The organism is Stenotrophomonas sp. CASM106 (genome assembly GCF_049384825.1).
GTDB lineage: Bacteria > Pseudomonadota > Gammaproteobacteria > Xanthomonadales > Xanthomonadaceae > Stenotrophomonas > Stenotrophomonas muris.
This window is the reverse complement of record NZ_JBMRFS010000001.1, coordinates 183009-196884: the sequence shown is the minus strand read 5'-3', so window position 1 is coordinate 196884 and position 13876 is coordinate 183009. Positions and strand designations below refer to the sequence as shown.

Genomic DNA, 13876 nt, shown 5'->3' with positions numbered 1-13876 from the left:
CTAAAACGGCGTCATGGAAACGAACACTTCCTGCATCGGGCATCGACGCTGGGCTATCGCCGAAGGCTACATTCCAGCCTGGAGCAACGGCCCGTCGCCGGAGATGCAGAGTCACGAGACCTGCTGCGTCCTCAATGCGGGCAACGAGGACGCGCATGTCACGCTGACCCTCTACTTCGAGGACCGCGATCCTGTCGGTCCCTACCGGATCACCGTGCCAGCACGACGCACCTGCCACCTGCGCTTCAACGACCTGCAGGATCCGGCGCCGGTACCACGCGGCACCGGCTTCGCCACCCTCATCGAATCCGACCAGCCGATCATCGTGCAGCACACGCGGCTGGATTCACGGCAGCCGGCCAACAGCATCATGACCACGATCGCCCATCCGTTGTGAAGCACCGTGCGCAGTCGTCCACGCTGCCACGACACCGCGCCCTCCGGCCGTTTACCCGCTCCGAGCGAGACTGCCGCCAGGTTCCCTTTCGGAGAGTGACGATGGCCCTGCCCGACTACCCACGTCCGCCCTTCCCGGCGCAGCAGCAATCCTTCCCCGGCAAGACCGCGCAGATGCAGCCGCGGCCGGACCACGGCGAGGACAGCTACCGCGGCCATGGCCTGCTGCAGGGCAAGAAGGCACTGATCACCGGCGGTGACAGCGGCATCGGCGCAGCGGTGGCCATCGCTTTCGCGCGCGAGGGTGCCGACGTCGCCATCGCCTTTCTTGATGGCGAGCAGGACGACGCCCGCCATGTGCAGCAGCAGATCGAACAGGCCGGGCGCAAGGCCGTGCTGGTGCCCTGCGACATCAGCGACCCGGCGCAGGCGCGCTCGCTCGTCGACCGCGTGGCCAGCGAGCTGGACGGTCTCGACATCCTGGTCAACAACGCGGCCTACCAGCGCTACTACGAGCACTTCGACGACATCACCCTGGATGACTGGAAGCGGACGTTCGATACCAATGTCCATGCCGTGTTCAATCTGACGCGGTTGTGCGTGCCACACCTGCGCGGTGGCGGCGCGATCATCAACACCGCATCGGTCAATTCGAAGCGACCGACCCCGAACATCCTTCCGTACTCTGCGACCAAGGGCGCCGTCGCCAACCTGACGCTGGGGCTGGCGGGCCTGCTGGCCGAGCACCAGATACGCGTCAACGCCGTGCTGCCCGGCCCGATCTGGACACCGTTCATTCCGGCAGGCATGGCCGCCGAAGAGGTCGAGCAATTCGGCTCGCAGACGCCGTTCGGCCGACCCGGGCAGCCCGCGGAACTGGCCTCGGCCTACGTGATGCTGGCTTCGGACAGCGCCAGTTATACCTCCGGTGCCTTGCTGACCATCTCCGGCGGCGCGGCAACGCTGTGACCGCCCATGGCCGGACTGCCTGCCTGGATCGCGGATTGGCTGCTGGTGGTGGTGCCGGTGGCCGAGGTGCTGGTCATTCTCGGGGTGGCCTGGCTGATGGTGCGTGCACTGGCGTGGCTGCTCGTGCAGGCCCGGCAGCGCGGCAGGCTGGCTCCAGAGCTTCATGTAGGCCTGCGCCGCGGCGGTGCTTTGCTGCTGTATCTGGCGGCTGCGCTGCTGATACTGGAGCGACTTGGCGTTTCGCGCTCGGTGCTGTGGACCGCGCTGACCGGGTTCATGGCGGTCGGTGCGGTGGCGTTCTTCGCAGCATGGAGCGTGTTGTCCAACCTGTTCTGTTCGTTCCTGATCGTGGCTACGCGCCCGTTCCGCATCAACGACACGATCGAAGTGCTGGAAAGCGTGGACAAGCCGGGCCTGTGCGGCCAGGTGGTGGACATCAACCTGATCTACACCACGCTGAGTGACCGTGGCGAAGGCGCGCGCGGTTGCCTGCTGCGCGTGCCGAACTCGTTGTTCTTCCAGCGCATCACCCGGCACTGGGGTGACAGCGGCTATTCGCAGCTGCCGGGCAGCCTGCCGATAAAGGGCAAGGTGCGCTGAGCAGCTGTAGCGCCGAGCCCATGCTCGGCTCGCTGCGCGCAGCGCAGGGTGCGTCGCGGCCGAACGGAGCGCAGCCGAGCGTGGGCTCGGCTCAACAGGTGCCACAGCGGGCGCCCTACTCCGCCGCCAATGCCTGGATCGGGTCCAGCTGTGCGGCATTGCGGGCCGGGAAGTAGCCGAAACCCAGCCCGATTGCCGACGAACATGCCAGCGCGGCGAGCACCGGCCCTGGCGTGAACAGGAACGGCACCCCCAGCGACAGCAGGCTGGACAGCGCACCCACGGCGAAGGCCAGCAGTACGCCCAGCACCCCACCGAACAGGCAGATCAGCACGGCCTCGATCAGGAACTGGCGCAGGATGTCGCCCTGCCGGGCCCCCACTGCCAACCGCACGCCGATCTCGCGCACGCGCTCCTTCACCGACACCAGCATGATGTTCATCACGCCCACGCCGCCAACCACCAGCGCCACCGCCGCGATCGCCGAAACCAGCGCCGCCATGGTCTGGCTGGATTTCATCACCGCCTTGCGGATCTGGTCCGAGTTGTAGATGAAGAAATCGCGACGACCATGCAGGCGCTCCAGCTCGGCGCCCAGCGAGGCCTCGGCGGCATTGGTGGGTACGTTGTCGCGTACGCGCACGGTGATGCTCTCCAGGCGCTGGCTGCCCAGCAGCCGGGAGGCAGCCGACGTATAGGGAACGTAGACGGTTGGCGTGGCCCCACCGGCGAATGCATTGGCACCCACCACGCCGATCACCTCGACCGGCATGCCGCCCAGCAGCACCGTGCTGCCGATAGGGTTGCCAGCGAACAGTGCCTTCGCTGCCTTCTGGTCGACCACGCCCACTGCCCGATGCGCCTCCACCTCGGCATCGGTGAAGAACCGGCCGGCCCTCAGGCGCAGCCCGCGCACGCGCGGCAGATCGGCACCGGCGCCCAGTACCTGCGTATTGGCTCGTCGGCCGCCCTGCAGTGCTGCTACCGAACCGCTGAGGTTGGGGCTGACACTGTCCACGTAACTCAGGGCGGCCAGGTGATCGGCATCGCCTACCACCAGCGTCTCGATCTCCGCCGAGCGCGGGTCACCGAAATCGGCGCCCGGGAAGATCTCCAGCGTGCTGGCGCCCAGCTCGTTTATCTGCGCCTCGACCTGCGCCTGCGCGCCTTTGCCCAGCGCAACCACGGTCACCACCGCGGCCACGCCGATGATGATGCCGAGCATGGTCAGCAGGGTGCGCAGGCGATGGGCCAGCATCGAACGCACTGCCATGCGCGTCGCCTCGCGCACGGCATCGATGCGGGCGCGCCGCTCGGTAGCCGCCGTGGATGTGCGCGCCGGTGCGTCCGAACGCTGCCGCACCGAAGGGCCTCGCTCCTGGCGATCCGCCACCACACGCCCATCGGCGATCTCGATCACCCGTGACGCGTGGGCAGCAATCGCCGCATCATGGGTGACCAGGATCACGGTATGGCCCTGCGCATGCAGGCGCTTGAGCTCGGCCATCACCTGCCTGCCACTGGCATGATCCAGCGCGCCGGTCGGCTCATCGGCCAGCACGATCGCGCCGCCGTTCATCAGCGAGCGTGCGATGGAGACGCGCTGCTGCTGGCCGCCGGACAACTGGCTGGGCCGGTTCGCGGTCCGCTCGCCCAGGCCGAGCGTTTCCAGCAGCAGGCGGGCACGCGTGGTGCGCGCATCGGCCTCCACCCCGGCATAGACGGCGGGCAAGGCCACGTTCTCGGTGGCACTGAGGTTCTCCATCAGGTTGTAGCGCTGGAAGATGAAGCCGAAGTGCTCGCGGCGCAGGCGCGCCAGCTGGTCAGGCGACATCTGCTCGGTCGCAGCCCCCTCCACGCGGTAGCTGCCTTCGGTCGGCCGATCCAGGCAGCCCAGGATGTTCATCAGCGTGGACTTGCCCGAACCCGAGGGGCCGATGATGGCGATGAACTCGCCGGCATCGATGCGCAACGAGACCTCCTTCAGCACCACCACCTCGCCGGCGGCCGAGCGATAGGCGCGCGATACGCCCTTCAATTGCAGCAGTGCGTCGGCCATGCTCACATCCCCAGCAGGCTGGTGGGTTCGGCATCGCCACCGCTGGGCGCCTGGCCGACCACCACGTTCTCGCCCGCTTCCAGGCCAGAGAGGATCTGCACGGCGGTGGCGGTGCGCAGGCCGGTAGTCACAGCGCGCTCGTGGGCGCGGCCTTTCGCATCGACCACCCGCACGGTTGCGCCGTTGCCGTTCTTGTCGTCGGACTCGCCCAGGGCGGTCAGCGGCACCTGCAGTGCATTGGCCACGCGTGCCAGCTGGATCGTCACTTTCACCGTCATCGAAGGCTTCAGCATCAAGCCCGGATTGGCCACGTCGAACAGCCCCGCGTAGTACACCGCTTTCGGCGTCTGCGCCGATCCGCCGCTGTTGCCGCTGGACGCGTCGGCAATCGACGACGGCGCTGGCTCAAGCTGCTGCAGGTGCGATTCATAGCGGCGCCCGCTCGGTCCCAGCGTCGAGAACCACAACGGTTGGCCGGGTGCGATCAGTTCCACGTCAGCCTCGGCGATCTCGGCGCGCACCGTCATCGTGTCCATCTGTGCCAGCATCACGATGGTCGGCGTGGTCTGCATCGAGTTCAGCGTCTGCCCCGCCTTGGTGACGATGGCCACGATGTAGCCCTCGGACGGCGACACGATACGGGTGTAGCCCAGGTTGATGCGGGCGGTTTCCACCTGGGTCACCGCCTGATCGATCTGCGCCTGCAACGCAGCGGCATCCGCGCGCGCCGCATCGCGCGCCACACGTGCCGCTTCGAAGCCTTCCTGCGAGACCAGCCGCGACGCCACCAGCTGCGATTGGCGATCGTACGTGCGAAGGGCCTGGCGGTAGCGCGCCTGGCTGGCCGCATGTTGCGCACGCAGCGCGTTGGCGGCGGCTTCGGCACTGCGCAGGGCAATGCGCTGCGGTTGTGAATCCACTTCGGCAATCAGGTCGCCGGCCTGCACGTGCTGGCCCAGCACCACATGCAGGCGCGTGACCTGCCCGGAGACCTGCGCGCCCACGGCCACCAGTTCTTTCGGATTGACCCGGCCGACCGCCTGCACGGTCTTTTCCAGACCGGCGACCCTTGCCGGTGCGGTGATCAACGCGGCATCCTCGCCATCGGCAAACGCCCACCAGCAACCGCCGCCGGTAAGAACGGCCAGCGTTGCGGCAATGATCCAGGTCCTGCGGTTGTTCATCGAAACTTCCGGGGGTGCGTGCAGTCGCCCGGTGCGACCGCCAGGGCCGCAGTCTGGAAGCCCCAGGTGGATGTTTCTTGGAGCCGCTGTGGAGATTGGATGGAGACGCGACCGCCGTTCAGGGACCGCGTCGGCCGCTGAATCCATGGCGCGGCTCCACGCAATCTCGACACAATCTCGACCAAGTCTCCATCAACGGTCGCTAGCCTCGGCGGCCTCGCCGACTGCCAGCCTGCCGTGCCCCTTTCCTACCCGGACCTGCCACCCCTCGATGTGCGCCGTGCCTACTTGGCGTGGTGTGCGCCATCGCCGTGGTTGATCGCACTGGTGCTGGCATCGACCAGCACATGGATGTGGGTCGCACCGTATCCGCTACTGCCGTTGCTGGCCGGCTTCGGGGCCGCCGCCCTGCTGGGGTTCCGCAGTGACGGGCCCGGACGCACCCGCCGCTCCGGGTCGCTCGCATCGCTGGCCTTGATCGGCCTGGCGTTCTGGTCGGCAACACCTCCGGCCGCCAACGTCAACCTGCATCTGCTGCTTGCGCCCGCCACCGCCGTGGTCGCCGCCCTGCTGGCAGTGCGCCTGCGCGCCATCGTGGGCATGGCCTCGCGGCTGCAGGCCCGGGTGAACGCCACCCCCATGGCCTCGCGCTGGAACGCGCTGCCTGCCGCGGTGTCTACCCTGACGCTGCAGCAGCTGCGCGGCGCGGGTTCGGTGGACCCCAGCCTGCAGCGCTCGTTGGTGCTGGCCACGCTGGCCTGGGCGGCCAACGAAGAGGCGCAGGCCAGGGAACGCCGACGATGACCCCGTCCCTGTCCCGCCCTGCCCGCCCTTGGCCTCGAACCTGCCGCTCGCAATGAAACACCAACTCCGTAACCGACAGCCGCCCTTGGTGCTGATTGCCGAAGATGAGGGCGAGATCGCCGACATCCTCGGTGCCTACCTGGCCCGTTCGGGCCTGCGCAGCGCACGCGCCGCCGACGGTGAGGCGGCGCTTGCCAGCCACCGCCAGCTGCGCCCGGACCTGGTGCTGCTGGATGTGCAGATGCCCAAGCTGGATGGCTGGCAGGTGCTGAGCGAACTGCGGCGTCGCGGCAACACGCCGGTGATCATGCTCACCGCGCTCGACCAGGACGTGGACAAGCTGACCGGCCTGCGCGTGGGCGCTGACGACTACGTGGCCAAACCATTCAATCCCGCTGAGATCGTTGCGCGCATCCAGGCCGTGCTGCGCCGCAGTGCCCGCAGCGTGGCCGAAGAACCCACCGGGCTGATCCGCCAGGGCCCATTCGAGATCGACCTGCGCAGCCACGAAGTGACGGTCCGCAACGGCGAGCAGGTGCACGCACTGAACTTCACCCTCACCGAATTCCGGCTGTTGGTGCACATGGCGCGCGCGCCGCGCCAGGTGCATGCGCGGGTGGACCTGCTGCACGCCTGCCTGCCCGAGGGCGATGCGCAGGAGCGCACCGTCGACAGCCATGTCAGCAAGCTGCGGCGCAAGCTCGAGGATGTCGGCGTGATCGGCATTCCCGCCACCATCCGTGGCGTCGGCTACCGCTTCCTGGACTGAATGATGAACCCCAAAGGCAAGAGCATCGGCCGCCAGATCAGCCTGTCGATCACCGTGGCCTCGCTGTGTTCGACGGTGCTGTCGATCAGCGGCTTCTACCTGTTCTACTACCTGCTGGAGGTGTTCTATCCGCGCTGGTATGACGAGCCGAAGTCCATGATGCCCTCCGGGCTGGAGTGGCTGTGGATCGGCCTGACCGCCACCGTGGTGGTGGCACTGGCCACGTTGATCGCCTCGCGCCTGACCCGGCGCATCATCACCCCGCTGAACTCGGTGGCCGAAAGCCTGCGTCGCGTCGCCAGCGGTGATCTTGAGGCGCGTGCGCGCGGCGGCGACACCTCGATGACCGAGGCCGCCACACTGGTCAGCGACTTCAATTCCATGGCCGAGCGGCTCAGCCGGATGTCCGAGAACCGCGTGTTCTGGAATGCAGCGATCGCACACGAACTGCGCACGCCGATGACCATCCTGCGCGGCCGCCTGCAAGGCATCGCCGAAGGTGTATTCGAGCCGGGCCCTGAGCAGTTCAACAGCATGCTCACCCAGCTGGAGGGCCTGACCCGCATCATCGAGGACCTGCGCGTGGTCAGCCTGGCCGAGAGTGGCCACCTGGATCTGCGCATGCAACGCAGCGACGTCAGCGTGCAGGTGGCGGCGGTGGTGGAGGCGATGTCCGAGGCGCTGACCGAAAGTGGCTTCTCGGTGAGCCTGGACGCGCGGCCGTCGCTGGCGGACTGCGATCCGGCCCGCATCCGCCAGGCGGTGCTGGCATTGCTGGAGAACGCCCGTCGCCATGCCATCCCCTGCCCGCTGCGGGTGCGCGTCACCCTCGCTGAGGGGCACTGCGCGGTGGCCGTGGAAGATGGTGGCCCCGGCGTGCCGGACGACCTGCGCGACAGCATTTTCGAAGCCTTCCAGCGCACCGATGTGTCGCGCTCGCGGCAGAGTGGGGGCTCAGGTCTCGGCCTGGCGGTCGTGCGTGCGATTGCCGTGGCCCATCACGGAACGGCGCAGTGCCGAGCTACCGAGCGTGGCGGCAGTTCGTTCGAGATCCGCTGGCCGGTGCACGTGCGCCGTTGAGGCGGTAGACGCTGCCCTGGTAGCAGCCCACCTTGGTGGGCACCACGCGCGTGGCTGAACGCCGCCGATTTCTCCACGCAATCTCCATCATCCCTCCATGCCCGCTCCAAAGGGCTGCAGATACTGGGCGCTACCCGGCAGATGGCAGGCATCCGTCCCCTGCCCTGTCCCCGAACCCCCCAGGCATCCCATGCAACACCCCCACGATCCAGCGGCCGCCGCCGGCAGCATCGGCCAGCAGAATGCGGCCGCCACGCTCAAGGCCATCCTGCGCACCTACCCCTGGCAGCTCACCGGCACGTTCTCGCTGGTGGCGCTGGAGAACACCCTGCTGCTGGCCTATCCGTTGTTCGCCGGCTTCGCGGTAGACGCGATCATCAGCGGCAACATCGGCCATGCCATCTCCTATGCCGGCGTGGTACTGCTGTTCTGGCTGGTGGGCGCCGCCCGTCGGGCGGTGGATACGCGCACCTTCACCCGAATCTATGCCGATCTGGCAGTGAGCGTGGTGCAGGCGCAGCGCCGGTTGGGCCAGGCGACGTCCACTTCGGCGGCACGCGTGGTGCTGGCCCGCGAGTTCGTCGACTTTTTTGAAAAGCACGTGCCGATCATCGCCACCGCGCTGGCATCGATGTTCGGTGCAGTGGCCATGCTGCTGGCGATCGAGCCGATGGTCGGTGCCGCTGGCCTGGCCACCCTGCTCGGCGCCCTGCTGGTGCTGCCCTCGTTCGCACGCCGCAACGAGCAGTTGCACGGCCGACTGAACAACCGCCTGGAACACGAAATCCGGCTGGTCGACCGGGTCAGCCCCTGGGTGCTGCGCCGCCACTACACCACGCTGTCGCGCCTGCGCATCCTGCTGTCCGACCGCGAAGCCGGCGCCTATGTGGTGATCGGCCTGGCTGCCGCGGCATTGTTCGCGCTGACCATCGGCCGCCTTGCCACCAGTGAAGGCGTTACACCGGGCCACGTCTACGCGGTGATGACCTACCTGTGGACCTTCGTCGGCAGCCTGGACGATGCGCCGTCAATGGTGGATCAGCTTGCGCGGCTGAAGGATATCGGCCGCCGCGTCAGCCCCGGCATGGACGATGCGGACCACAAGGGCGTCGCTTGACCGGTCGCTGCTCACCTTGGTGGGCACCGACGAGAGCAGCGCCAACCAAGGTTGGCGGCTACCAGGCCTGAGCAGTGTTGCCCTGGTAGCTGCCCACCTTGGTGGGCACCGATGGAAGCCAGCGCCAACCAAGGTTGGCGGCTACCAGGCCTGAGCGGTGTTGCCCTGGTAGCTGCCCACCCTGGTGGGCACCGACGAGAGCAGCGCCAACCACGGTTGGCGGCTACCAGGCCTGAGCGGTGCTGCCCTGGTAGCTGCCCACCTTGGTGGGCACCGACGAGAGCAGCGCCAACCCAGGTTGGCGGCTACCAGGCCTGAGCGGTGTTGCCCTGGTAGCTGCCCACCTTGGTGGGCACCGACGAGAGCAGCGCCAACCAAGGTTGGCGGCTACCAGGCCTGAGCGGTGTTGCTCTGGTAGCTGCCCACCTTGGTGGGCACCGACGGAAGCCAGCGCCAACCAAGGTTGGCGGCTACCAGGCCTGAGCGGTGTTGCCCTGGTAGCTGCCCACCTTGGTGGGCACCGATGGAAGCCAGCGCCAACCCAGGTTGGCGGCTACCGGGATCGATAGATACCCATGCGCCGCTTGGCGCTACAGGAACTCCGCCATGCGCTGCAGCTCGTCGTCCAGCGCGCCACGAAATACCTTGTCGCGGGCCAGCGACTTGCCGGCATAGCCCACGCTCGACACCAACTCACCCTCGCGCACGCTCAAGTTGGCCCAGCCCACCACCTGCTCATGCCACAACACCGGCAGTGCGTAGTAGCCGTACTGGCGTTTCGGTGCAGGCGTGTAGGCCTCGAACTTGTACACCCAATCCCACAGCAGTTCGAAGCGGCGGCGGTCCCACACCACCGGGTCGAACGGCGCCAGCAGGCGCACCTGCTCATCCGGTGCATGGCGGCGCGAGCGCGGATTCTCGTCCGCCGGCCAGTACCAGGTGGTGCCTTCCAGCGTGCAGCTGGCCAGTTGTTGCTTGGCCAGCGCCAATGCCTTGCGGGTCTGCTCGGCCAGGTGCGGCGCGCCATAGCCCAGCAGGCGCACCAGATAGGTCAGGCTGGCCGAGGGCAGCGGCGCGTACTTGCGCACCACCAGGTCGATCAGGGCGGCGGCACGTTCGATCTGCACCTGTTCGCTGGAATCGGGCTCGGCATGATCGGCCACCGCGTAGATGCGCGTACCGCTGTCGCGCCGCTGCACGCGCAGCAGGCCACGGTAGTGCATGCCATCCAGCAGATGCGTACTGGCGTTGCTGGTGCCGCCCCAGTAGTTGGTCACTCGCCCATGCGCGAACGCCTGGTCGACCTCGCGCGGGTGCACGCTGCCACGCTCGCGCACAAAGGCCAGCACGTCGGCCGCACGGCGATGGGTCTCGGCATCCCACTCGCGCTTGGAAACCCGTGGGTGCATCAGCGCCAGATGCTCGCGCGGCAGGAAGCCGTAGTTCACCAGGCAATCCTCTTCCACCGGCAGACGCGTGTAGCGGCGCTCAAGATCGCCCGCGCGGTAGTCCTTCACCCGGTGGCGCAGGGTCAGGTCCTGCGCGCGAGCGGGTGCGCGGATCGGGTCGGCCTGCACGAAGCCCAACCGCCGGATCGCGGTCAGCAGCGTGGTCGGCTTGAACAAGGTGCGCGCCACCGCGTAGCGGCGAAGGTCATCGAGAGTGGGCGTGGCAGGCATGGCCGCATTGTATTCTCGACACTACGCGATCCGTCCAGTAGAGCCAGGCCACGCCTGGCTGGCGTCATGGTGAACGGCCGCGATCACCCACGCATGGCGTGCATCTACCGAAGCCGCGATACCTCCAGCGAACCGATCACCAACGCCCGCATGCCCTGCTTGAACTCGGTGATCACCTGCCCTTCTTCGTCATCCGCAAGCGCGTAGATGGTGTCGGCGCCGGCGATGCAGTAGAACGCGATCGTGGCCAGCAGCCAGCGCGCCTTGTCCACCGGCAGTCCGAACACCTCAGCCACGTGCGCCTGGTGCGAGGCGATCTTTTCCAGCATCGGCGCGGTCGCCACCGTGCGCCGCAGCAGGTAAGGCGGCAGCCCGGGATGCGCCTTCACCACTTCGCACAGCGACTCCACGAACCCCATCAGATAGGCCTCCAGCCCACCCGGTGCGTCGACCGACGCGCGCGGAATCTGCCAGCGCTGGAACACCGCCTCCGCCACCAGGCGCTTCAACGCCTGCAGGTTGGCCACGCGCTTGTACAGCGCTGCCTGGGTCACCGCCAGTTCGGCGGCCACGTTGGCCATGGTCAGGTTGGGCAGGCCCAGGCGGATGCCGATGTCGGCCAGACGCTCCGGGGTGATGGTGGGCGGGCGGCCACGGGTCGGCGCCGTTGGATCGGGGTGCGTGCTCATACGGTGCCTGCTCTTACGGTGCGCGTCCATACCCTGCTGAGGGTGCCAGCAAAAGGACCCTCTAGTCCGCTTCGACTGATTTAGTTTACTTTACTCAACTAATTCGGAATGCGTCCGCCGCGCACCCGTAACCGAGCCCATGGCTCACCTCCCGCCAGGTCCCCACCCAGCCAACAACCCTACGCTGCGCCCTTTCCCCGTGCTTGCCGTCGGCAGCGCGCCAGGCGCGCTCGCGCCTGCGATTCACAGGACTCTGGCATGACCGTTTTCAACTTCACTTCTGCACAGCATCGCGCTGCCGCCGCATCCTCCGGCCTGATGTATTCGCCGGGCATGGTCCGGCGCTACCGGGTGTCCGCCCTCGCGCTGGGGCTGCTGGCCTCGTTCGCCGCGCTGGCCGACGCCGCGCCGTCCACCCTTCCGTCGGTGCAGGTGCAGGAACAACGCCGGGTCACTGCAGACTATGCGGGCGGGCAAGTGGCTGCCGGCAGCCGCGTCGGCCTGCTCGGCGACAAGGATTTCATGGACACGCCGTTCAATACGGTCAGCTACACCGAGTCCTTCATCCGCGATCGCCAGGCCAAGGACCTGACCGACGTCATTGCCGCCACCGACCCCACGGTGTTCAGCAACGGCGTCACCGGTGCCTGGAGTGAGAACTACGCGATCCGCGGCTTTGCCTCCAACGCCAGCGACACCACCTTCAATGGCCTCAGCGGCATGGCGCCGTACTACCGCACCTCGCCGGAAATGTTCGAGCGCATCGAGGTGCTGAAGGGACCGTCTGCGCTGCTCAACGGCATGCCGCCGGGCGGCTCGGTCGGTGGCAGCGTCAACCTGGTGCCCAAGCGCGCAAGCGAGCAACCGCTGCTGCGGGTCAGTGCCAACTTCGCCTCCGATGCGCAGTTCGGCACCCACGTGGATATGGGCCGTCGCCTCGGCGCCGACAGGCAGTTCGGCATCCGCTTCAACGGTGCCTACCGTGATGGTGACGGCGCCGTCGGCAAGCAGCGCAAGAAGGTACAGCTCGGTTCGCTGGCACTGGACTGGCGCGGCGAACGTATGCGGCTGTCGGCCGATCTGTACAGCGCCGACGACCGCGTTGACGGCCCGGCGCGTGGCGTCGGCCTGGCACCGGGTGTGGCCATTCCACGCCCGCCACGCGGGGATACGCTGATCAACCCGGATTGGGCCTACGTGGACAGCCAGGACAAGGGCGCGATGGTGCGCGGCGAGCTGGATGTCAACGATAGCCTGATGGCCTACCTCGCGTACGGCACCAGCAGGACCGACTACCGCTACAACGGTTCGATCAGCGCGCAGATCCTCAATCCAGCCGGCGACTTCACCACGGTGATCGGCCAGCTCGCCTTCGACATCAGGAAGCAGTCCGCAGATGCCGGCCTGCGCGGTTCGTTCCACACCGGCAGCGTCGGCCACCAGTGGGCCGCCAACGTGACCCACTACCAGCACACCCAGAACGACTACGGTCGCCGCAGCGTGCCGGGCTGGGACTGGACCACCAACCTGTACAACCCGGTGTGGGGCCCGGCCGCGCCGTTCGTGGCACCGCACATCTCGCATACCGAGCTGACGCTGGACAGCATCGGCGTCGCCGACACCCTCGCCTTCGCCGATGACCACGTGCAGCTGACGCTGGGCGTGCGCCGCCAGCAGGTGGTCAGCGAGACCTTCAACGTGTCCACGGGTGCACGCACCTCGCGCTACGACGAGAGCGCCACCACGCCGGCAGCGGCCCTGCTGGTGAAAGCCACCGACACGATCGCCCTCTACACCAACTACATCGAAGGCCTCAGCCAGGGCGCCACCGCGCCGATGACCGCTGCCAATGCCGGCGATGTGTTCGCACCGTTCCGCACCAGGCAGAAGGAGCTGGGCCTGAAGCTGGACCTGGGCAGCTTCGCGCACACCTTCAGCATGTACGAGATCAAGCGACCGAGCAGCTATACCGACCCGGTCACGAATATCTTCTCGTTTGGCGGCGAGCAACGTAACCGCGGCGTGGAATGGGGCTTCTTCGGCGCACCGCTGGACGGCGTGCGCCTGCTCGGCGGCGTGGCCTATGTACGGCCGAAGCTGACCCGCACGGCAGGCGGCGTGAATGAGGGACGCATCGCCACCGCCGTGGCGCAGCGACAGGCCAAGCTGGGCGTGGAGTGGGATGTGCCGACCTTGCAGGGCCTGACCTTGACCGGCAATGCCACGGCGATGTCGAAGCAGTACATCAGTGCGGACAATAGCCTGTCGGTGCCGGGGCGCACGTTGTTCGATGTGGGGGCGCGTTACAGCACCACCGTGGAGGGTCGACCGCTTGCGCTGCGGGCCAGCGTGAACAACGTGACCAACAAGGCCTATTGGGGCATGCCGTTGTTGTCGAGCCTGGCACTGGGTGCGCCGAGGACGGTGTTGCTCTCTGCGACGATGGATTTCTGAAAGGCATCCACGCATCGCGCAGCTTATCTGCCATCGGATTCGTACGAATCCGATGGCGGTTGCCTTTTCACGGTCG

Annotated in this window: 12 protein-coding genes; 8 read left to right on the top strand and 4 right to left on the bottom strand. The window is 67.4% G+C overall.

The features are described 5' to 3' along the window. The first annotated feature begins 13 nt into the window (after window positions 1-13). From VG556_RS00875 to VG556_RS00865, 3 genes are all read left to right on the top strand, one after another. Complete coding sequence (locus VG556_RS00875; RefSeq protein ID WP_014647273.1) at window positions 14-397, top strand: sensory rhodopsin transducer; 384 nt, start codon at window positions 14-16, stop codon at window positions 395-397. A gap of 101 nt (window positions 398-498) precedes the next feature. After that, the gene (locus VG556_RS00870) at window positions 499-1365 is read left to right on the top strand and encodes a glucose 1-dehydrogenase (RefSeq protein ID WP_012480369.1); all 867 of its coding nucleotides are present in this window, start codon (window positions 499-501) and stop codon (window positions 1363-1365) included. A 6-nt stretch (window positions 1366-1371) separates the two neighbouring features. Further along, window positions 1372-1965: a mechanosensitive ion channel domain-containing protein gene (locus VG556_RS00865; protein WP_014647275.1), complete on the top strand. Its 594-nt coding sequence runs from the start codon at window positions 1372-1374 to the stop codon at window positions 1963-1965. A gap of 115 nt (window positions 1966-2080) precedes the next feature. On the opposite strand, the gene VG556_RS00860 is transcribed toward VG556_RS00865, so the two are convergent. Continuing rightward, window positions 2081-4024, bottom strand: coding sequence for a MacB family efflux pump subunit (locus tag VG556_RS00860; RefSeq protein ID WP_100450117.1), 1944 nt, complete (start codon window positions 4022-4024; stop codon window positions 2081-2083). 2 nt (window positions 4025-4026) lie between these two features. Further along, complete coding sequence (locus VG556_RS00855; RefSeq protein ID WP_423179953.1) at window positions 4027-5208, bottom strand: efflux RND transporter periplasmic adaptor subunit; 1182 nt, start codon at window positions 5206-5208, stop codon at window positions 4027-4029. 237 nt (window positions 5209-5445) lie between these two features. Here VG556_RS00855 and VG556_RS00850 point away from each other — a divergent pair, with 237 nt between their 5' ends. From VG556_RS00850 to VG556_RS00835, 4 genes are all read left to right on the top strand, one after another. Beyond that, window positions 5446-6012, top strand: coding sequence for a hypothetical protein (locus VG556_RS00850; protein ID WP_202909967.1), 567 nt, complete (start codon window positions 5446-5448; stop codon window positions 6010-6012). A 52-nt stretch (window positions 6013-6064) separates the two neighbouring features. Further along, window positions 6065-6781, top strand: a complete 717-nt coding sequence (locus VG556_RS00845) for a response regulator (RefSeq protein WP_100450118.1) — start codon at window positions 6065-6067, stop codon at window positions 6779-6781. 3 nt (window positions 6782-6784) lie between these two features. Continuing rightward, the gene (locus tag VG556_RS00840) at window positions 6785-7861 is read left to right on the top strand and encodes an ATP-binding protein (protein ID WP_100450512.1); all 1077 of its coding nucleotides are present in this window, start codon (window positions 6785-6787) and stop codon (window positions 7859-7861) included. Window positions 7862-8051: 190 nt separating this feature from the next. Continuing rightward, window positions 8052-8978, top strand: coding sequence for an ABC transporter six-transmembrane domain-containing protein (locus tag VG556_RS00835; protein WP_100450119.1), 927 nt, complete (start codon window positions 8052-8054; stop codon window positions 8976-8978). Between the two features lie 590 nt (window positions 8979-9568). On the opposite strand, the gene VG556_RS00830 is transcribed toward VG556_RS00835, so the two are convergent. Together VG556_RS00830 and VG556_RS00825 are read right to left on the bottom strand one after the other, a co-directional pair. Next, the gene (locus VG556_RS00830; protein ID WP_100450120.1) at window positions 9569-10657 is read right to left on the bottom strand and encodes a DNA glycosylase AlkZ-like family protein; all 1089 of its coding nucleotides are present in this window, start codon (window positions 10655-10657) and stop codon (window positions 9569-9571) included. Between the two features lie 104 nt (window positions 10658-10761). Then, window positions 10762-11346: a TetR/AcrR family transcriptional regulator gene (locus VG556_RS00825; protein ID WP_100450121.1), complete on the bottom strand. Its 585-nt coding sequence runs from the start codon at window positions 11344-11346 to the stop codon at window positions 10762-10764. A gap of 258 nt (window positions 11347-11604) precedes the next feature. On the opposite strand from VG556_RS00825, the gene VG556_RS00820 reads away from it, so the two are divergent. Then, a complete protein-coding gene (locus tag VG556_RS00820) occupies window positions 11605-13800 on the top strand; it encodes a TonB-dependent receptor (protein ID WP_100450122.1) in 2196 nt (731 codons plus the stop codon). Window positions 13801-13876: the final 76 nt, after the last annotated feature.